The 18,640-nt window shown below is 66.4% G+C and carries 17 protein-coding genes; 7 read left to right on the top strand and 10 right to left on the bottom strand.

From position 1 onward, the window contains the following. Positions 1-158 precede the first annotated feature (158 nt). The 3 genes from U1839_RS20985 to U1839_RS20995 all read right to left on the bottom strand — a co-directional run bounded on the left by U1839_RS20985 (position 159) and on the right by U1839_RS20995 (position 1,887). On the bottom strand, positions 159-626 hold the full coding sequence (locus tag U1839_RS20985) for a Fur family transcriptional regulator (protein ID WP_332805527.1): 468 nt from the start codon (positions 624-626) through the stop codon (positions 159-161). A gap of 60 nt (positions 627-686) precedes the next feature. Further along, positions 687-1,079: a MerC domain-containing protein gene (locus U1839_RS20990; protein WP_281128272.1), complete on the bottom strand. Its 393-nt coding sequence runs from the start codon at positions 1,077-1,079 to the stop codon at positions 687-689. A 73-nt stretch (positions 1,080-1,152) separates the two neighbouring features. After that, entirely contained in the window at positions 1,153-1,887 is a 735-nt protein-coding gene (locus U1839_RS20995; RefSeq protein ID WP_332805528.1) for a hypothetical protein, read from the bottom strand. A 321-nt stretch (positions 1,888-2,208) separates the two neighbouring features. Between U1839_RS20995 and U1839_RS21000 the strand changes: the two genes are divergently transcribed. From U1839_RS21000 to U1839_RS21025, 6 genes are all read left to right on the top strand, one after another. Further along, positions 2,209-3,240, top strand: coding sequence for a COX15/CtaA family protein (locus U1839_RS21000; RefSeq protein ID WP_332805529.1), 1,032 nt, complete (start codon positions 2,209-2,211; stop codon positions 3,238-3,240). Further along, a complete protein-coding gene (gene cutA / locus U1839_RS21005) occupies positions 3,237-3,551 on the top strand; it encodes a divalent-cation tolerance protein CutA (protein ID WP_332805530.1) in 315 nt (104 codons plus the stop codon). The genes U1839_RS21000 and cutA overlap by 4 nt, the downstream gene beginning before the upstream one ends. A gap of 158 nt (positions 3,552-3,709) precedes the next feature. After that, the gene (gene rplM / locus U1839_RS21010) at positions 3,710-4,189 is read left to right on the top strand and encodes a 50S ribosomal protein L13 (RefSeq protein ID WP_332805531.1); all 480 of its coding nucleotides are present in this window, start codon (positions 3,710-3,712) and stop codon (positions 4,187-4,189) included. Continuing rightward, entirely contained in the window at positions 4,189-4,734 is a 546-nt protein-coding gene (gene rpsI, locus U1839_RS21015) for a 30S ribosomal protein S9 (protein WP_332805532.1), read from the top strand. The genes rplM and rpsI overlap by 1 nt, the downstream gene beginning before the upstream one ends. 153 nt (positions 4,735-4,887) lie before the next feature. Further along, a complete protein-coding gene (locus tag U1839_RS21020) occupies positions 4,888-5,400 on the top strand; it encodes a methylated-DNA--[protein]-cysteine S-methyltransferase (RefSeq protein WP_332805533.1) in 513 nt (170 codons plus the stop codon). A gap of 47 nt (positions 5,401-5,447) precedes the next feature. Beyond that, a complete protein-coding gene (locus tag U1839_RS21025; protein ID WP_332805534.1) occupies positions 5,448-5,933 on the top strand; it encodes a hypothetical protein in 486 nt (161 codons plus the stop codon). On the opposite strand, the gene U1839_RS21030 is transcribed toward U1839_RS21025, so the two are convergent. The 5 genes from U1839_RS21030 to U1839_RS21050 form a co-directional block, all read right to left on the bottom strand. Continuing rightward, complete coding sequence (locus U1839_RS21030) at positions 5,934-6,662, bottom strand: metallophosphoesterase family protein (protein ID WP_332805535.1); 729 nt, start codon at positions 6,660-6,662, stop codon at positions 5,934-5,936. It lies immediately after the preceding gene. A gap of 37 nt (positions 6,663-6,699) precedes the next feature. Beyond that, positions 6,700-7,548 (bottom strand): oxygenase MpaB family protein, encoded by an 849-nt coding sequence (locus tag U1839_RS21035; RefSeq protein WP_332805536.1) that lies wholly within the window; start codon positions 7,546-7,548, stop codon positions 6,700-6,702. Then, positions 7,545-9,047: a TIGR01777 family oxidoreductase gene (locus U1839_RS21040; RefSeq protein ID WP_332805537.1), complete on the bottom strand. Its 1,503-nt coding sequence runs from the start codon at positions 9,045-9,047 to the stop codon at positions 7,545-7,547. Before U1839_RS21040 ends, U1839_RS21035 begins: the two co-directional genes overlap by 4 nt. Then, positions 9,044-9,754, bottom strand: a complete 711-nt coding sequence (locus U1839_RS21045) for a DUF4166 domain-containing protein (RefSeq protein ID WP_332805538.1) — start codon at positions 9,752-9,754, stop codon at positions 9,044-9,046. The genes U1839_RS21040 and U1839_RS21045 overlap by 4 nt, the downstream gene beginning before the upstream one ends. A gap of 62 nt (positions 9,755-9,816) precedes the next feature. Continuing rightward, a complete protein-coding gene (locus U1839_RS21050; protein ID WP_332805539.1) occupies positions 9,817-10,398 on the bottom strand; it encodes a GbsR/MarR family transcriptional regulator in 582 nt (193 codons plus the stop codon). Positions 10,399-10,623: 225 nt separating this feature from the next. Here U1839_RS21050 and U1839_RS21055 point away from each other — a divergent pair, with 225 nt between their 5' ends. Continuing rightward, positions 10,624-12,123, top strand: coding sequence for a methyl-accepting chemotaxis protein (locus tag U1839_RS21055; RefSeq protein ID WP_332805540.1), 1,500 nt, complete (start codon positions 10,624-10,626; stop codon positions 12,121-12,123). A gap of 274 nt (positions 12,124-12,397) precedes the next feature. On the opposite strand, the gene U1839_RS21060 is transcribed toward U1839_RS21055, so the two are convergent. Then, positions 12,398-15,370, bottom strand: coding sequence for a TonB-dependent receptor plug domain-containing protein (locus U1839_RS21060; RefSeq protein ID WP_443030649.1), 2,973 nt, complete (start codon positions 15,368-15,370; stop codon positions 12,398-12,400). 138 nt (positions 15,371-15,508) lie between these two features. Then, on the bottom strand, positions 15,509-18,568 hold the full coding sequence (locus tag U1839_RS21065; RefSeq protein ID WP_332805541.1) for a glycosyl hydrolase family 28-related protein: 3,060 nt from the start codon (positions 18,566-18,568) through the stop codon (positions 15,509-15,511). Positions 18,569-18,640: the final 72 nt, after the last annotated feature.

An 18,640-nucleotide genomic window follows, 5' to 3' on the forward strand; every position in this document is an offset into this window, starting at 1 on the left:
GCTTAAGGCAGCTCCATTCTTCGTCGCTCATCAAACCACGGATCAAGGCAGCCTCCCAAAAGCCACCCTGAATCAGATACTGCCGCTATTGGGAATCCCCTTTGTCAACACGGCCTAACAACTTTCGCCCCCGGCACGGGGACGAAATCAGGCGTTCCTCAACCGACGCATTCGGCGCATTTGCCGCGCACTTCGATCACCGGTCGTTCGGGCGTGAACCCTGCCGCGATTGCGGCCGCGCGCACTCCCTTGGTGATATGGTCGTCGTCGAGATGCGTGGTCTGGCCGCACTCGTCGCATACCAGGAAGATGCAGTCATGCTCGCAGTCGGGATGGGCGTTGGCGACATAAGCGTTCGCGCTCTCCACCTTGCGCGCGAGGTTCGCGCCGACGAACAGGTCGAGAATGCGGTAGACGCTGTTGGCGGCGACGCGCCGCCCTTCCGATTTCGACACCGCCTCGGCAATGTCATAGGCCGAGGCCGGCTTGTCGAAACCGGTCAAGGTTTCGAAGATGCGGGCGCGCATCGCCGTCCATTGCTCGCCGGCGCGCTCGAGCGTCGCCTGCGCGGCGCGGGCGAGGTCGGCGCCCTGCGGTTCGTAATGCTTGTGCTGATGCGAGGCCATGCTAGGGAATCTAGGCGCGGTGGAGGCCGATCACAAGAGAACGATCGGTAAGCGGAGCGATCAGTAAGTCGCCCGGCGATTGAGATCGTGGCCGAGCGCGAGGATTGCGACGCCGAGCAGGGTCCACACCGTCTCATAGCCGCCGTCATGCGGCATGGTGATCGCGCCCGCCATCATGCCAAGCCCGGCCGAACCGACCACCGCCGGCAGCATATAGCCATGGCTCATCACGCCGCGGCCCAGCGCGACGATGCCGAACAGCATGGCAAAGCTCAGCCCGACTTCATGGATGCGCGGATCGAGCAAACCGCCGGCCGAGGCGGCCAGCGCCAGCAGCAGCGAACTGGCGACGCAATGGATCGCACACAGCCCCGACAGCCCGATCGCGAATCGATCGAAGCGCGCTTCCAGCCAGTGGAAAGCGGGGGAATGGTTATGGACATGCGCCGTCATTGCGGGCGCTATGTGGCATAGATGGTGGCGGGTTACAATATAACATCGACGAATATGCTAGATGAATCGCGCATTATTGCGCCTGACGGATCGCCTCCTTGATGCTCTCGTCGCGCACCGCGGCGGCGGCAGGCCGGATGAAGCCGCGCTGGAAGGCCGAGTCGTTGCTCTGCGGTTGCGCGTAGCTGTTCGCGACGATCGCCGCGACGACCGGGACCGCGACCCGCATGAACTTGTCGAACCCGCTGCTGCCATCGTCGGACGCAACGACGGTGAAATCATTGGGGTCGGTGTTGGCAAACCGGTACCCTTCGGCGGGAACCCATCGACCCTCATCGGCTCCCGAGACGAGGTTGGCATAGCTCGGGCTCGGCTGCCCGGGCGTCCAGGTGGCACTCGCCAGACTGTCGGTGATCGTAAAGGTGTAGCCGGGGTCGGCGTCCCAATAGCCCTCGGTCTGCGCCGCCGTGACATGGCTATAGAGCGGGTGTCGAACGCCCGGCGTCCAGCCCCCCGCCGACAACTGGCCGGGCGTCGACCAGGCATAACCTGGCTGGGGCAGCCACGAACCTTCGGTCGGGCTGGCAGCGATATGGGCGTAGGTCTGGCTTGCCTGACCGGGATTCCAGTCGACGCGCATCTCGGTCGGCGACTCCGAGCGCCAACGATAACCATCGGCGGGTACCCAGTGATCGGCATCCGTGGCGGCAAAGACATTGGGAAAGCCGCTGCTCTTGATGCCCGGCTGCCAGTGCACGCCTTTCGTCATGTCGCCATTGCTGTTCCAGACATAGCCGTCGGCCGGCACCCAATTGCCCTCGACCGCGGGATCCAGCTATAGCCCGGTTCAGGCAGCCATTTATTGTCCTCCACCTGAAGAACATGCGCCGGTCGCTGCGAACAGCCATCGAGCGAAGCAACGACGACCACCGACAAAAGCAAAACGGCCCAGCGCTTCATCGAATTCCCCCTCACGAATCGATTCACCGAACAAATAAACCATCGCCCGCGCACTTTCATGTGGTGAATTCATTCGGCTGTTCGGCTTGGCGAGGGTCGGCTGCCGACTTCACGAAAGGGCGCCCGCTGCCGAGTCGACGCGCCCGCCGCCAGCGGCTAGAGGCGCGGCATGCTCCAGGCCTCATCGCTCGCCACCCCCGCCCGACCGCGTGTCGTCGCCAACTGGCTGTTCTTCGTCGCCGCGCTGATCCTCGCGATCGTCGTGGTCGGCGGCATCACCCGGCTCACCGAGTCGGGCCTGTCGATCACGCAGTGGAAACCGATCACCGGCATCATCCCGCCGCTGACTGATGCGCAGTGGCAGGCCGAATTCGCGCATTATCGCGAGATTCCGCAATATGCCGCGCTCAACCAGGGCATGACGCTGAGCGGGTTCAAGGCAATCTTCTTCTGGGAATATCTCCACCGCTTCCTCGGCCGGATCATCGGCCTGGCCTTTGCTTTGCCGCTTGTATGGTTCGCGGTCCGGCGCCGGGTGCCCAAGGGCTATCTCGTGCGTCTGGTCGCGCTGCTCGCGCTGATCGGCCTGCAGGGTGCGCTGGGCTGGCTGATGGTGCGATCGGGTCTGTCGGCACGCACCGAGGTCGCCCCGTTGTGGCTCGCGGCGCATCTACTGACCGCCTTGTTCACGCTGGGCGGGATGATCTGGACCGCGCTCGACTTGCGCGCGCTCGACCGCGACGCAACCGCCCGCCCCGCCCGCCTGACGCTGGTCGGTGCGGTGGCCTTGGTCGTACTGTTCGTGCAGCTGTTTTACGGCGCGCTGATGGCGGGCCTGCGCGCCGGGCGCGTCAGCGACAGCTGGCCGCTGATGAACGGTACCTTCTTCCCCGGTGAGACCGAGCCGCGACCGCTACTCGCCGCGCTGGTCGACGATCCGGCGATCGTTCATTTCATCCATCGCTGGTGGGCCTGGGCCGCAGTCGCGGCGCTGGTCGTGCTGGCGCGCGTCGCGAAGCGCAGCGATCGCGCCGCGTCGCGCGCGATCCACATCGCCTTCGGCACGCAGATCCTGCTCGGCATCGCGACGGTGATGACCGATGTGAGCATCACGCTGGCTGCGCTCCACCAGTTGACCGGCGCGCTGCTCGTCGCGGCGACGGTGTGGGGCGCCCATGCGACCGGGCGGTTGGCCCGATGAGCGAGATCGCTTTGGTTCGCACCACCTTCGGCGACACTGCCCGCGCCGAGCTGGTGGCGCGCACCGTCATCGGCGAGCGCCTCGCCGCCTGCGCGACGCTCGACCAGGTGCGCTCGATCTATCGCTGGGATGGCGCGATCGAGCAGGCCGACGAGGTCGCGGTGCTGTTCAAGACGAGCATCACGGCGGCCCCTGCCCTGCGCGCGCGGATCGCGGCGCTGCACGATTACGACGTGCCGGTGATCGAGCATTGGACGGTCGAAACCGACGCATCGGCGGCCGATTGGGCGCAGAATTCCACCAGCGAATAGCCGATGGTATCCCAATACCCGTCGTGAAACCCGCCGATATGCTTGACTTTCACGAGCTCCGGCGACATTAGCCCGCCAACAGCGCCGTCCCGCCCGGGGCGGCGCGTGTCGTTTGAAAGCAGGCGCGCGAGCGCCTCGAGCAAAAAAGGTCTGGCCCCATGAAGGCGCTGATGAAGACCACCAAGTCGGTCAAGCCGCACGAGGTGGAGAAGAAATGGCTTATCGTCGATGCCGAGGGCCTGGTGGTCGGTCGCGCCGCGTCGATCATCGCCAACGTGCTGCGCGGCAAGCACAAGACGAGCTTCACCCCGCATGTCGATTGCGGTGACAATGTCATCGTCATCAATGCCGAGAAGGTCGCGTTCACGGGCAACAAGCTCAAGGACAAGATCTACTACAAGCACACCGGCTATGCCGGCGGCATCAAGGAAATTACCGCGGGCAAGGTGCTCGATGGTCGTTTCCCCGAGCGCGTCCTTGAAAAGGCCGTCGAGCGCATGATCCCGCGTGGCCCGCTGGGCCGCCAGCAGATGCGCAACCTGCGCATCTTCGCCGGCAGCGAGCATCCGCACGAAGCGCAGAACCCCGAAGTCCTCGATATCGGTGCCATGAACCGCAAGAACAAGGTGGGCGTGTAATGTCCGACAACCGTCAGTCCCTTTCCGACCTGGCCAATCTGGCCAACCAGGCAGCGGCCGCTCCGGTCGCCGCCGCCGATGCCGGCAGCGATGCCCCCGCCGCCCCGCTGGCCCCGGCACGCGAGCCGCACCCGCTGCGCGCGCAGATCCTCGACAAGTTCGGCCGCGCCTATGCGACCGGTCGTCGCAAGGACGCCGTGGCACGTGTCTGGATCAAGCCGGGCACGGGCAAGATCACGATCAACGGTCGCGACCAGGAAGTCTATTTCGCGCGTCCGACGCTGCGTCTCGTCATCAACCAGCCGTTCGGCGTTGCCGAGCGCACCGGCCAGTATGACGTGATCTGCACCGTCAAGGGCGGCGGGCTTTCGGGCCAGGCCGGCGCGGTCAAGCATGGCATCAGCCAGGCACTGACCCGCTTCGAGCCGATCCTGCGCGCACCGGTCAAGGCAGCAGGCTTCCTGACCCGCGACAGCCGTACGGTCGAGCGCAAGAAGTACGGCAAGGCCAAGGCGCGTCGCAGCTTCCAGTTCTCGAAGCGCTAAGCTTTTTCGCTTTCACGCGAACGAAAAGGGGCGGTCCGGCAACGGGCCGCCCTTTTTCGTTGCGCGGCGCCAGCGTGGCTTTGATGGCAAGCGACGGGAAGCCGCCGCGCGTTGGTTCAGCCAAAAGGCCGGCATGATGAAGGGAGACGAGCAATGACCTTGCGCTTCACGACGATGCCCTCGCCGGTCGGCGAACTCACGCTGGTGGCGAGCGAGACCGGGTTGACGGCGATCCTGTGGCAGGATGACGATCCGGACCGCGTCCGGCTCGGCACGATGGTCGAGGGCGATGACGACCCTATCCTTCGCCACGCCACCCGCGAACTCACCGCTTATTTTGCCGGCACGCTGACGGCGTTCACCGTCCCGCTCGATTTCCGCGGCACCGAATTCCAGAAGAGCGTGTGGGCGGCGTTGCTGACCATCCCGTTCGGCGAGACGCGCAGCTATGGCGAGATCGCGCGGCAGATTGGTCGACCGTCGGCAAGCCGCGCGGTCGGCGCCGCGAACGGGCGCAACCCGATCTCGATCATCGCGCCGTGTCACCGCGTCATCGGGTCGAGCGGCGCGCTGACCGGCTTTGCCGGCGGGTTGGACGCCAAGGCGCTGCTGCTCGGCATCGAGGGTCACGCACCGAGCGCGGGCGCGCATCCCAGCCTGTTTTAGCGGTGAAGGGGCTTGCGGTCGGTCGTGCCGCCGAGGCAGGAGGCATCATGTCCTTCGACAGCCCCGACGCCCGCGCGATCCTCGCCTTTCTCGATCACATCGGCATCCCGGTCGTGATCGCGCCGGTCGCGGGTCAGACCGCGCTGCCGGCGATGACGGTGACCGACGGGGCGCTGGTGATCGATCCCGCGCGGCTGGAATGGCCGGGCGACCTCTTGCACGAGGCGGGCCATATCGCGGTGACCGACCCGGCGCTCCGCCCGACGCTTAGCGATGTCAGCAGCGACCCGGCCGAGGAAATGGCGACGATCGCCTGGTCCTATGCCGCAGCGCTCGCCGCCGGGATCGACCCGAAGCTCGTCTTCCATGATCATGGCTATCGCGGTGGCGGCGGCTACCTTGCCGACAATTTCGCGAACGGCGGCTACGTCGGAACGCCGATGCTCGAATATTGGGGCATGGCGGTACCGCAGCGCGATGCCGAAGCGCGCGGCGTGGCCCCCTTCCCGCATATGCTGCGCTGGCTGCGCTGATCAGCCCATCACGCGCGGCACGACGGTCAACGCGCCGCGATCGACGCGGATCTCGTTGAACGAGGGCCGCGTATCGCGCACGCGCTCCGACAACGTACCGGCGCCGATCATGCGGATGGCATGCCCGGCAACCTCACGCACGAGATCGAACGGGTCGTGGACATGCCCGCTGAGGATCGCCGAGACCCCTGCCCCGGCCAGCGCGTGCAGCGCGTCACGGGCGCCGCGCGTCCGCCCCGAAGAACGCGTGCCGGATTCGATCAGCGGGTGATGACAGGCGACGAGCACCGTCTTCCCCGCCGGCAGCGCGGCGATACGGTCGAGCGTCTCGGCGAGCGCGCTTTTCGCGACATGGCCCTTCGACCAGTCGATCCGCCAGTGAACGCGTGCGGTCGTCTTGAGCGGTATGATCGCCACCCCGTCCAGATCGAGCGCGCGTTCGGCGCGGCGCTCGACCGCCGCATAGCGGCGATAGGGTCTGACGAACCGCTTCCACGGGTTGAAATAGGGCAGGTCGTGATTGCCGACCTCGACCGTGACGGGCACGCCGAGCTGTTGCAGCCAGTCGGCGGCGGCGGCGAACTGCGCCGAGCGCGCGCGCATCGTCAGGTCGCCGGTCATGACCACCGCATCGGGACACTCGGCTTTCACCAGCGCATCGAACCAGGCGATGGCGAGCGGATCCTCGGCACCGAAATGCACGTCGCTGACATGAAAAAGCCGGGTCATTCCCGCGCCAACGCACGAACGCCGCGATCGGCCTCGTTCAGCTGAATGCCCAGCGCAGCGTCTTCGCGACACCATAGGTGCCGGCGCGCACCAGCGGCCGCGTCAGCACCGGGGCGTGCAGCCCGTGCATCGCCCGCGCCCATGCCGGCAGCAGGTCGACTGCGGCCTGGAAGGTCATCGCCTGGACCGGCGCCGAAGCGGCGCTGCGCGCCTTCTGGTCGAGCACCAGCCGGGCGACCTCGCGCGTGCGATCGGTGACCGATAGCGCGGGACGGAAGTCGGCGATCAGCGCCATCGCCTCGGCGCGGCTGCGCGGTACGGGCGCAGCGCCGAGCATCTCGCCGAGCATCGCCATTTCGGCGAAATAACGGTCCTGGTCGTGCATCGGCATCGTCGGCTCGGCATAGCGGATCCACGCGTCGAGGAAGCTCACCGCCTCGCTGACATGCACCCAGGCGAGCAGCGCGGGATCATTGGCGGTATAGGCAGTGCCGTCGGGCAAGGTGCCGCGGACATGATCATGGACCTCACGCACCCGCGTGATGACGGCCAGGGCGTCGTCGCGACCGCCATAGCTGGTCACCGCAATGAAGCGCGCGGTGCGTCGCAAGCGGCCGATCATGTCGGTGCGGAAATTGCTGTGGTCCCACACCCCGGCGAGCACCGCCGGATGGAGCATCTGCAGCAGCAGCGCGGTGACGCCACCGACCATCATCGAGGTGACGTCGCCGTGCACGCGCCACACCACCGATTGCGGACCGAACAGTCCGTCTTCGCGGCGCGCGACGGGTTTCTCGCCACGGTCCTGATCGTTGAACAGCGCGCGCACCTCTCCGACCAGGCGTTGCTTGGCCTTGCGGCCGATGAAATCGAAGGGCGGGATCATGATGCTCCTGTCGCCAGCGTCGTCGGTATCGGCCGTGCCGCGGTCGACATGAAACGCCGGTTACCGACGATCGCCCCCAGCGCGGCGTCGATGGTGGGATAGACGAAGCGGAAGCCGCTGGCGAGCGCCGCCGCGGGCACGACGCGCTGACCACCGAGCAGCAGCTCGTCGGCGAAGGCGCCGAGCAGGCGATGCAGCGGCGCGGCCGGCACCGGCAGGATCGCCGGTCGATGCAGGGCGCGACCAAGCGCCGCGGTAAAGTGCGCATTGGTGACCGGGGTGGGCGCGGTGGCATTAAGCGGCCCGGCAAGGTCGGGGCGCGCGATCGCGTGGACGATCAGGCGGACGAGGTCGTCGCGGTGGATCCAGCTCATCCATTGCCGCCCGCTGCCGAGCCGCCCGCCAAGGCCGAATTCGAACGGCGCCAGCAGGCGCGCGAGCATGCCGCCCTCGCCGTCGAGCACCAGCCCGGTCCGCAACAGCACGGTGCGGATGTCGTGATCGCCGGCGCCCGACGCTGCCCGCTCCCAGGCGAGGCACAGGCGACGGCTGAAGCATTCGCGCCCTGCGCTGCGTTCGTCGAGTAAGGCGTCGCCGTGCAGGCCGTACCAGCCGATCGCCGAGCCGCTGATCAGCACATCGGGCCGACGATCCAGCCGCGCGGCGAAAGCGACGATTGCGCGCGTCATCGCGACGCGCGAGCGCACCAGGTGAAGCCGCCGCGCGAGCGTCCACGGGCGGGCCGCGATCGGCGCGCCGGCGAGATTGACGATGGCGTTGATCCGCGTCTCCGGCGCGATCTGGTCGAGCGCGGTGACGATGCGGATCGGTGCCGGCAGCTGCGCCGCTGTCGCCCGGTCGCGCGTCAGCACCGTCACCTCATGCCCGGCGGCGACCAGCGCGGCGACGAGCCGGCGCCCGACAAAGCCCGTGCCGCCGGTGACGAGCACCGACCAATGGCCGAACAGGCCGGCAGCGAGCGACGCCGGGTCGGAGGCGAGCAACCGGACCGCGCGTCGCGCCGCCGCGAGATCGCGGACGCCCGACAGCGCCACCGCCGCGCCGGCGAGCGTGGCGAGCCAGCGCCACACACCATGATCGACCGCGACGAACGCGCCCGGCTGCGTCGCCCAGCCGAGCAACAGCGGCACGAGCATCGCCAGCACCACGCCATAATTCAGCGTCAACAGGGTATGGGTAACGCGCTCGCTGGCAGGCAAGTGGCGTGTGCGATCCTCCTCGACGAAATCCCACAAAGTGATGACCAGCTCGATCGCCAGCAGGACGAGCAGGCCGCAGGCGGCAAGGCCATGCGGCTCGCGCCAGCCGATCACCGCGAAGAGCGCCGCGTAGATCAGATTGCGCACGCCGTGCAGCCGCAGCTCGCGCGCCTGGGCGGGCCGCCAGGCGAGCCGCTCGCTTCCTTCGTGGTGCCAGATCGTATCGAACGCCCCCATCAGGGTTTGCGCCGCGAGCGCGATCCATAACAAAGTGGTCATGCCAGACTCCCCGCTGCGGGACCGGCAGGGCAATCGTGGAAGCGGCAATGCTGCTCGATCAGCTCGCCGAGCCAGCGATGGCGCAGGACCAGCACGAAATCGAACGCGCCGCCGCCGCGATCGATATGGCTGATCGTCAGCGCCCCGGGGGCGATCCAGCGCGGCAGGCGCAGCCGGCGTGCGCCGAGCGCGAGAAAGTAATGATCGCTGTCGAAGTGCAGCGCCGTCGCGTCGGCCCGGACGCGCAGCGCGATGCCGAAGCCGGCACCGAGATATTCCTCGAGCCCGGTCACGCCGACGAAGCGCTTGGTGCTGCGGATCACCTGGGGAAAGCCGCGTGGCCGACCGTACAGCCGCGTCCAGTGCTGGCCCCCGCTGGCGCCATCCTCGGTCACCACCACCGCGGCGGGCATCCCCGTGTCGCGACCCAGCGGCAGCGGCGCACCGATCAATCGGCAGGCCTGGGCGAGCAGCCAGCCGGCACGGTTCATGCGGCACGTGACGACGGCGCCGGTGTAGCTCGTTACCACATCGTCGCCGGCGCGGTGCGCAAAGCGCGCGCGCACCGCGGCGGGCAGTTGCGCCCATGCCGCCGCGCCGAGCAAAGCGCGGAAGCGGCTATCGAGCCGGGCGACCTCGCCCCGCTGCCCCGGTGTGGGTCTGTCGTGCTTGGTCGGTATACTGCGAACGAAGCTGGTCGCGATCATGTCCCGTCCCTTCGAAGTTCTTTCAGATATTTCTGTTGAAAGAGAAATTTACAGGCAAATGTTCAACCGGGCGGTGCCTTCGTCGCCTTGCCCCGACCGAAGCTGAGCAGGTTCACGACGCGCGCACCGAGCTTGATCAGCGCCATGATCTTGGCCGGCGGGACGGTCAGCATCTGATCGTACCAGCCATCGATTGTCGTCACGAAACCCTGCAATTCGTGGAGCCGCGCGCGCGCGACATTGCCGACGCGCGTATCGCCCTCGGCGGCATCGAGCACATGGCGCAGCGCCGCGACGGCAGGGTCGATCTCGCGCTCCTTGCGCCCCTGCGCGATGCGGCTGACCATCTGCCACAGGTCGGTCTCGGCCTCATAATGGTCACGCCGGTCACCCAGCATCGGGACGCGGCGGATCAGCTTCCAGGCGAGCAGCTCGCGAATGCTGTTGGAGACGTTCGAGCGCGCCATGCCGAGCGTGTCGGCAATGTCCTCGGCGGTCAGCGGGCGTTCCGCGACATAGAGCAACGCATGGATCTGCGCGACCGAGCGGTTGACGCCCCATTGCCCGCCCATGTCACCCCAGCGCAGCACGAACTGCTCGATGGCGGGAGGCAGGCCTGGCGACTCGACTGCAATTTCTGTCATGACAGAAATATATGTCACGATAGAATTGCCGTCAACCGTTGTTCCGGTTCCGCGCGTCACGGCGGTCGCACGTGCCCCCGTCATTCAAAAAAACGCAGGCGCGCCAAACAGCTTATATTTCCATGCTGGCGCGCTCACATGCGCCGCCGCGCTATAATTAACCAAGATCAAAAAGAGCGCGTTGGCCCCGGAGCAGACCTCCGAACCGAGGAGGAACCGGATCCCATGTCGAACCCTGAAATCAGCACGCGGCTCGCCTTCATGGCGATCGGCGACGCGCAACGCGCCCAGCTCGCCGGCCTCCAGCCATTCGTCCGCAAGATCATCGGCAGTGCGCTCGCCCGCTTCTATGCGCAGGCGCGTATTACTCCCGCCACCAGCGCCTTCTTCAAGGACGATGCGCACATGGCCCGCGCCAGCGCCGCGCAAGAGGCCCACTGGCTGCGTATAGCGGGGGGTCGTTTCGACGACGAGTTCCATGCGAGTGTTCGCCGGGTCGGATCGGTCCATGCGCGAATCGGACTCGAGCCGCGCTGGTATATCGGTGCCTATGCCCTGGTGCTGGAGGAACTGCTCAAGGGTATCGCGCGGGAGCATTCGCCACTGCGCCGCCTGATGAAACTGTTCCGTACCGCGAGCGCACGCGATGCGAGCATCGCGATCGTCAAGGCGGCGCTGCTGGATATGGACCTGTCGGTTTCGATCTATTTCGAACAGGCCCAGGTCGAACGGAAAGCGGCAATCGAGACGCTGGCAGGCGCGCTTGCCATGCTTGCGTCGGGCGACGTGTCGCGCGATCTGAACGGATTGCCGTCCGACTTTTCCGCGCTTGAAGACAGCTACAATGAAGCAGTCGGCAATCTCCGCACGCTGATCGGCTCGGTTGCCGAGAGCACGACGACGATCCACAGCGGCGCCGGCGAGATCGCGACGGCGTCGGAGGATCTCGCACGGCGCACGGAGAGCAATGCCGCAAGCCTTGAACAGACCTCCGCCGCGATCGCCCAGATGAGCGAGCGGCTCAAGGCAACCACGCTTGCCGCCGGGCGCACGGTCGATCGCGCCGACGACGCAATCACGACCGTCTCGAGCGGACGCGCGATCGCGGATGAGGCGGTCCAGGCGATGGGGCGCGTGGCGGAGAGCGCCAAGGGCATCGATGGCGTGATCGAAGGGCTCGACAAGATCGCCTTTCAGACCCGCGTGCTGGCGATGAACGCCGCGGTCGAAGCAGGCCGGGCCGGTGAGGCCGGGCGTGGCTTTGCGGTCGTTGCGGATCTGGTCTCGGCACTGGCGATGCGTGCCGAGGAAGAAGCCGGCCGTGCGCGGGAGCAGCTTACCGCGACGCAGACCGACATCGTCGCAGCGGTCGACCTGGTGCAGAAGGTCGATGGCGCTCTGGCGAACATCTCCGGCGATGTCGGCGAGGTCCACAAGCTGCTCGCCGGCATGGCGACCGATAACGGTGCGCAATCGGCCGCGGTCGGCGAAATCAGTAGCGCGGTCGGCGCGATGGACCATGCCACCCAGCAGAATGCGGCGATGGTCGAAGAGACCTCGGCCGCCGCGCGCAATCTCTCCAACGAAGTGACGCTCCTGGCCGAACAGGCCGGCAAGTTTACGATCGGCGGTAGCCAGCGCGGTGTCCGGTCGCGGCTTGCCAAAGCCGTACCGCCTTCGTCAATGAGCCGAAGCAGAACCCAACTCGCCGAGGCCCGCCCCTAGCGCGGGATGCAAAAATGTGGGAACCGATTTTTCGCTACAAATCCCGCGACAACAAAGGATTATAGAGCAGGATGCGATTCAAACCGATAACATCCTGTTCTAGGTCCGCCGGCGATCTGCCAATGTGGCGCGTAGCGCGCATTGACATGGGCCCGCCCCAAAAAAAACGAGTTGGCGAGGGTTCCGCCGCACACCGCCGGGCCGCATCCTGCAGCCCGGAACAGCGCGATTGCCACGACCTTCGCCAACTCGGAGGAGGGACTCAGTCGATGCTTCAGAACGTCACGCGCACGCCGACGCGATAGATGCGGCCGAGCGTGTCGTAGAGCGCCGGGTTCACGTCGAGACCGGTATTGGTCTGCGGCGCCGGCGCGGGATCGTGATCGAACACATTGTCGACCTTGAAGTAGGCGCCGATGCCCTTGGTGATTTTCAGCGTACCGCCGATGTCGAAGTAGAACGCACCCTTCATCTTGTTGAAGTCGATCGTCGGGTGGTTCGCGGTGGATGCCGGGCATGCGGTCGTGCACACCACATATTGGTTGCCGAACACGCCGTCCGAGAACCAACGCTGCTGCAGCGTGATGCTGAACCGCTCGGTGTCATAGGTCTGCGTCGCAAGCCACTTCCAATGCGGCGTGTTGCCGGTATTGGCGCCGGCCTGATCGACCGTGTCGACGCCGGCGATCCCCGCCGCGACGAGGAATTCGCGGACATTGGTGCCCAGCGCGCGGATCGTGAAGTTGCCCGGCAGGCCGAGCGGCCGGCGCCACTGGTAGCTCGCCTCGATGTCGAACCCGCTGGTCTTCCATGAGGCGAGGTTGAACGGTTGGACGTTGATGAAGTTCCCGCCCTGCACCGGGCTGTCGAGCACAAAGCCGCCGCAGAAGGTCTGCAGCCCGTCCTTGCAGAACTGAACGATCTGCGCCGCCGAGAGCGTGGAAATCACGCCGCTCAGCTTGATGCTGTAATAATCGACCGAAATGCTGAGCCCCGGCAGGAACGACGGACGCGACAGCGCGATGCCGACTTCGGTGTTGCGCGCGGTCTCGGGCTTCAGATTGGGGTTGCCGACCGTGTTCTGGAACGCCTGCACCGCGACATTGTGGAACGGGTCGTTGAAGCTCGGCAGCGTGGTGACGGTCGGTGCGGCGTACAGCTCCGACAGATTGGGCGCGCGCACGTCGCGCGAGGTCACCGCGCGCAGCCGCAGGCCGGTGAGCGGGGTCTCCCAGGTGCCGCCGAGCTTCCATGCCCAGATCGTGCCGGACGTACTGTAATGCGTGACGCGCGCGGCGCCGTTCAGGTTCGCTCGGCCGATCGAGTCACCCTTGAACAGCGGCACGTCGAGTTCGAGGAACCCTTCATAAACGTCATATTTGCCGCCGCCATTCTTGTAGTTGCCGGCCGCCCAGTTGCTCCCCAGGCTCGAATTGAGCAGCGGATCGACCGGATAAGCTGCACTGTTCGGGCTGATCGTAGAGACGCCCGCGCCGTAGGGATCGGCGTTCACGGTATAGAACTCGCGGCGATACTCGCCGCCAAAGGCGACCGAGAGCGGCCCCGCCCATAGATTGAGCGGCTGGCCCGAGAAGTTGAGGCTGGCGACGTCCTGCGTCAGTTTGGTGTGCTGGAACGGGCCGTTGGCGGGCGTGACATAGGCCAGCGCCGCTGCCGATGGCGTGGCATTGCCGAAGATGTTGATGGGCTGGCAACCCGCCGCGCGCGCACCCGCATCGGCGCAGACGATCGCGCCGTTCAGCGTGATCGCGTTGGTCGCGGCGACGTAACGGTTCTGCAGGACGATGTCGTCCACGTCGATGTCCGAGATGGTCGTGCCATGCTCGTAATAGGCGTCATAATGCCAGTCGGTCCCACCGAGATCGAACTTGCCCTTCAATCCGCCGACGAAGCGATATTGCCGGCGATTGGTCGAGACCCTGGGATCGGGGAAATTGCCGTTGCTCGTGCCGAAGTTGAACTGAGTGATGCCGGCGGTGGCGCAGCGGTCACGCACCAGCTGCGGCAGGAACGGGTTCGCACACTGGACGGTCAGGTTGGGCCGGTTGTAGCCGGGGCTCGGCTGGTTGCTGGTCTTCACCTGCGCCACATTGACGGTCAGGTAGATCTCGTTGTTTTCGGCGAAGTCGAAGCCGATCCGGCCGAAGCCGTTGATGCGTTCCAGCGACGATTTCAGCGACGCGCCCGAGCCCGGCGCACCGCTCAGGTCGCCGCCGACGCAAAAGGCGTTGCCGGGGAAGCACCCCGTCACGCCGCCGGTGCCGGTGGGCGTGCCATTCGACCCGTAATTGAAATTGTACGGCGCCCCGTTCTGGTCGAACGCGATGCCTTGCAGCGGGCCGTTGTTGATCAGGCCGTAGCGGGCATATTGATAGGGCTGGGCATAGTCGCGATAATTGAACTGCGGCAGGCCGTTATTGGCCTGGCCGGTATTGACCAGCGTCGAGGCGCGATACCAGTTGCGGCTGCCCGCAAGGTCGGTGCCGAAATCGCCCGGCCCGACACCGTCCTCATGGTCATATTCGCCGCTGGCGATCAGGTGCAGCCGGTCATCGAAGAGTGCCGTGCCCCAGGCCGCCTGGGCAAGCGCCTGCTTGTCGTCGCCATAGCGGGTGATGCCACCCTCGACATTGGCCTTGAAGCCGACGAAGCGCGTGTTGGTGATGAAATTGACCACGCCGCCGACCGCGTCGGAGCCGTAGGACGCCGACGCGCCGCCGTTCACCACGTCGACGCGCTTGACCAGCAGCTGCGGGAACATGCTGATGTCGGGCACGCCCGTCACATTGGCGCCGACGACGCGTTGGCCGTCGAGCAAGGTCAGCGTTCGGATCGCCCCGAGGCCGCGCAACGAGAAGGAACTGAGCCCCTGCTGGCCGCTCGAGGTGCTGAAGGTACCCGTCGCTGCGCCGGTCGAGCCTTGCAACGACGGCAGCTGCGCGATCGTGTTGAAGAGGTTGGGTTGCGCATTGTTGGCAATTTGCTCTTCACCGATGACCGTCGTCGGGGTCGGTGCGGTGAAGCCACTCGCCGTGATGCGCGAGCCGGTGACGACGATGTCGCCGCCCTTGTCCGGCTCCGGCGCCGGCGCCGCGGGCAGGTTGGCGGACTGCGCCGGCCCAGCCTGCGCCATGGCGGGCGCGACGCTCAGCGCGGTGGCGAGCGCGGCAATACTGGTAGCGGTAACACGCAGGCTCGTCAGCGCGCCGCGATCACGTGAAATCATCCCCATCATCCATCCCCTGTTTGTCTTTCGGCGCATCGATCTCGGTAAGACCGTGCGCCATTCTCTTCCTGCCTGTACCGGAACATCACGCTGCCTTCATCTACGACCATGGTCGCAAAGAGGGCGGCAGGCAGCGTGCTATGGCCGCGCCGAATAGAGCGCGTGATGCGTGATGATGAACAGCGTACGCCCGTCCGCGCCGCCAAACAGCAGTTGCAACGGCCGCTCTGGCACGTCGATCCGGCCGACTTCACTGCCATCGGCGCGATACACGAACACCTGGCCGTTCGCGACATAGACGCGCCCGTCGGGCCCCCCCGCGACGCTCTCGCCGCCGCGCGCGGCGAAGGGCTTGAGGTCGGTCACCGCGCCGCCGGCGCCCAATAGCCCGGAATAGGTCCGGTCCTCTGAGCCGTTGGCGACATAGACGCGCTCACCGGATTTGCCGGTAACCCAGCCATGGGTATCGAGCGTGTCGGAGAAGCGCCAGCCGAGATGATTGGCCGGTCCCTGCTGCCAGACGCGATAGGCGGGCAAAGCGAGGCTGCCGTCGGGCGAGACATAGTTGCGGCGCGTCGGCACCGCCACATCGCGCGCGAACATCTCGGTGAGGGTGGTGAAATGGTCGGTCGCCGGATCATATTGGTCGCGGAACTCGCCATTGTTCCAGAAGCTGCCGGGCAGCGCGATGCGCGCGTCCGGTCGATCGGCAGCGGGCGTCGGCGCGATCACCTGCACCATGTGCGGCGCGCTGGGCGCGATGCTGTAGACGGTCGCCTCGGACCCTTCCGAGGACAGGACCAGCAGGTTGCCCGACCGGTCGACCGCGAGGTTCACGGGATCGAGCGGGGCATCGGCAATGACGGTCAGCCCTTCCTGTGCCGACCAGCCATGGATGCGATGAACCTGGCGGTCGATGAAATAGAGTTTGCCCGCTGCATCGACGGCGCCGCCGCCGAGCGCGTGGAAATCGCCGGCGAGCCGTTCGACCGGCGCAAGCGTGAGCGCGGCGGCGGGCGCGGTCGCGTCGGTCACGTCGAGCACCGCGAACTCGCGCTCGCGCACCTCCGCATCGCGCGTCACGTCCTGGATCGCGTTTTCGAACGGATATTTGCTCGCGCGCAGATACGTCCCGCAGCCATTGGCGTCGCAGGTGGAAAAGCCGCTCTCCGCGTTGACGTGGAGGTTGCGGAACCGGATGTCGGTCGCGCCATAGAGTTTGATGGCTGTCGGCGCCGGCTGGAGCGAACGCGTGACGCGGTAGCCATGATAATTGGCAAACAGGATATTGCGCGAATTGCGCACTTCCAGCGCGACCGTGTTGCGGCTCTCGCCGGCTTCTTCCTCGGTCTGGGGCGCGAGGAATTCCCAGTTGCGCACCCGATCGAGCACGATCTCGGCGCGAACGTGATGCTCGGCCGACAGTTCGTAGACATGGCCCGGCGTCGTCGTATCCGAAACGTACATCCCCGCCTGCGCATAGGTATCGGGCGTCCAGACACCGTTGAAGGTGCCGCCCCCGCCACCCGTCACCCACAGGCTGGGATATTGCCCGTCCCAGCGCTTGCGTGGGTCGGCGTCGGCGCTGTGGTTGGCGTTATAGGGATCGAAGCGGCTGCCATCGGCAAGGTCGGTGCCGTGCCCGCCCTGGAACTTGACGTCGTCGACCAGTGATTGCTCGCCGGCGCGCCACAACAGCCCGGTCGCGCGGGGATTGACCCCGCCTGTGAAGAGTCCGAGCCCCGAGATGATCGCATCGCCGCCGGTGGCACTTTCGATCAGCGCCCTGGCCGCGCCGACCCCGCGATAGGCCGGCGTGTCGTCGGTCAGGACGATCTGCGTCATGCCGGGGTGCAGGCCGATCAGCACGCTATCGGGGCGCAACTTGAGCGTATTGGTGACGCGGTAGAAGCCGGCAGGGAAATAGAGCGCGCGGTGTGTGTCGATCGCGCGCTGGAGCGCGGCAGTATCGTCGGCGATATTGTCGCCCTTGACGCCGAGATCGCGGACATTGCTCCACGAGGCCGTATCCGGGAAGCGGCGGATTGCCGGCGCGCGCAGTGGCGGCAGCGCGGCGAGCGGGGCGGAATCGATCTGCGTTGCGAACTGGCCGGTTTGGCCCAGTGCCGGCAGCGTCAGCCCGTAGCTGAAGTTCTTGATCCGATAGCGCGGTGCCGGTCCCGCCACGGTCTTGCCGCTGTCGCGAAAGCGCGCGAAGACCGGCGTGCCGCTGGCAAGCGCATTGTCGAAACCGATCTGGGTGAAGACGCTGCCTTCGTTGCTGATGATCACGCCGGCGCGCGAGACATTTTCGAACCGGACATCCTTGCCCCACAGCGAATCCGAATAACCCGGGTCGATCTCGATCCCGACCGGCGCTTTGCGAATCGCGACGTTGACGAGCGTCAGGCCGACTTCATGCTCGCGGATCGCGGCATCGCGCTGACCCTCAAATGACGAATCGAGCAGCGTATATTGCCAGGCAGGCGAGGTCTTTTCGGCCAGAATGCCATAGCGCCCGCCAAAAAAACGCAGGTCCATGCCGAGATTGCCGACCTGGTAGATGCCGGCCAGACCGGAGCCGAGATGAAAGTCGATATGGCTGAGATAGCTGTGCTGCGCCGTGTGCATGCGCACGGCGGTCGCCGCGGGATTGCCCGCGCCGATCTCGAAGTCGACATTCGACAGCGCTGAATAGAAGGTGCCCGAATTGGCATCGGCAATCGCCGGATCGAAGGGCACGCTGGTCGGCGGCGGCACCGGCACCTTGTTCGCGACGACACCGGCAGGTCCCGGCGTTCCGGGGCGGTTGCCCGTGAAGAACACCATGCTGCCGACACCGCGCTGGAAGCCCGGGGTGGCGGGCGCGAGCAACAGCACCGGCCGCGTCTTGCCGACGCCGAACAGGCGCACGCCCGGCCATATGTAAATGGTGCGGGTAAGGCGATGCCGGCCCGCGGGCAGGAACACGATGCCACCGCCCGGCTTGGCCGCAGCCGCGTCGATCGCCGCCTGGATCGCGGGGGTGTCGTCGGTCACGCCATCGCCGCGCGCCTTGACCAGTACCGCACGGGGGTCGTTCGGGGCCGTCGCGAAGACCGAAACCGATGGCGTCGGCCGTGCGGCGGCGACCGCGCCGGTCGGCAGCGTCGCGGCGATCAGACACCCCGCGATTCTGCTCGTTGCCCTGGCCGCCATCGCTCTCCACCTTTCACGTGATCTCGGCATCGCGGTGCCGGATATCACCGCGGATAGGCGCAAGCACGCGTG

The organism is Parasphingomonas halimpatiens (assembly GCF_036663795.1).
Lineage (GTDB): Bacteria > Pseudomonadota > Alphaproteobacteria > Sphingomonadales > Sphingomonadaceae > Sphingomonas.

Bases quoted from the DNA above. Each gene is read 5' to 3' on its own strand.
- rpsI (WP_332805532.1), top strand. From the start codon at position 4,189: ATGTCCGACAACCGTCAGTCCCTTTCCGACCTGGCCAATCTGGCCAAC.
- U1839_RS21045 (WP_332805538.1), bottom strand. From the start codon at position 9,754: ATGATCGCGACCAGCTTCGTTCGCAGTATACCGACCAAGCACGACAGA.
- U1839_RS21000 (WP_332805529.1), top strand. From the start codon at position 2,209: ATGCTCCAGGCCTCATCGCTCGCCACCCCCGCCCGACCGCGTGTCGTC.
- U1839_RS21060 (WP_443030649.1), bottom strand. From the start codon at position 15,370: ATGATTTCACGTGATCGCGGCGCGCTGACGAGCCTGCGTGTTACCGCT.
- rplM (WP_332805531.1), top strand. From the start codon at position 3,710: ATGAAGGCGCTGATGAAGACCACCAAGTCGGTCAAGCCGCACGAGGTG.
- U1839_RS21020 (WP_332805533.1), top strand. From the start codon at position 4,888: ATGACCTTGCGCTTCACGACGATGCCCTCGCCGGTCGGCGAACTCACG.
- U1839_RS21040 (WP_332805537.1), bottom strand. From the start codon at position 9,047: ATGACCACTTTGTTATGGATCGCGCTCGCGGCGCAAACCCTGATGGGG.
- U1839_RS21025 (WP_332805534.1), top strand. From the start codon at position 5,448: ATGTCCTTCGACAGCCCCGACGCCCGCGCGATCCTCGCCTTTCTCGAT.
- U1839_RS21055 (WP_332805540.1), top strand. From the start codon at position 10,624: ATGTCGAACCCTGAAATCAGCACGCGGCTCGCCTTCATGGCGATCGGC.
- U1839_RS20990 (WP_281128272.1), bottom strand. From the start codon at position 1,079: ATGACGGCGCATGTCCATAACCATTCCCCCGCTTTCCACTGGCTGGAA.
- U1839_RS21065 (WP_332805541.1), bottom strand. From the start codon at position 18,568: ATGGCGGCCAGGGCAACGAGCAGAATCGCGGGGTGTCTGATCGCCGCG.
- U1839_RS21035 (WP_332805536.1), bottom strand. From the start codon at position 7,548: ATGATCCCGCCCTTCGATTTCATCGGCCGCAAGGCCAAGCAACGCCTG.
- U1839_RS20985 (WP_332805527.1), bottom strand. From the start codon at position 626: ATGGCCTCGCATCAGCACAAGCATTACGAACCGCAGGGCGCCGACCTC.
- U1839_RS21030 (WP_332805535.1), bottom strand. From the start codon at position 6,662: ATGACCCGGCTTTTTCATGTCAGCGACGTGCATTTCGGTGCCGAGGAT.
- U1839_RS21050 (WP_332805539.1), bottom strand. From the start codon at position 10,398: ATGACAGAAATTGCAGTCGAGTCGCCAGGCCTGCCTCCCGCCATCGAG.
- cutA (WP_332805530.1), top strand. From the start codon at position 3,237: ATGAGCGAGATCGCTTTGGTTCGCACCACCTTCGGCGACACTGCCCGC.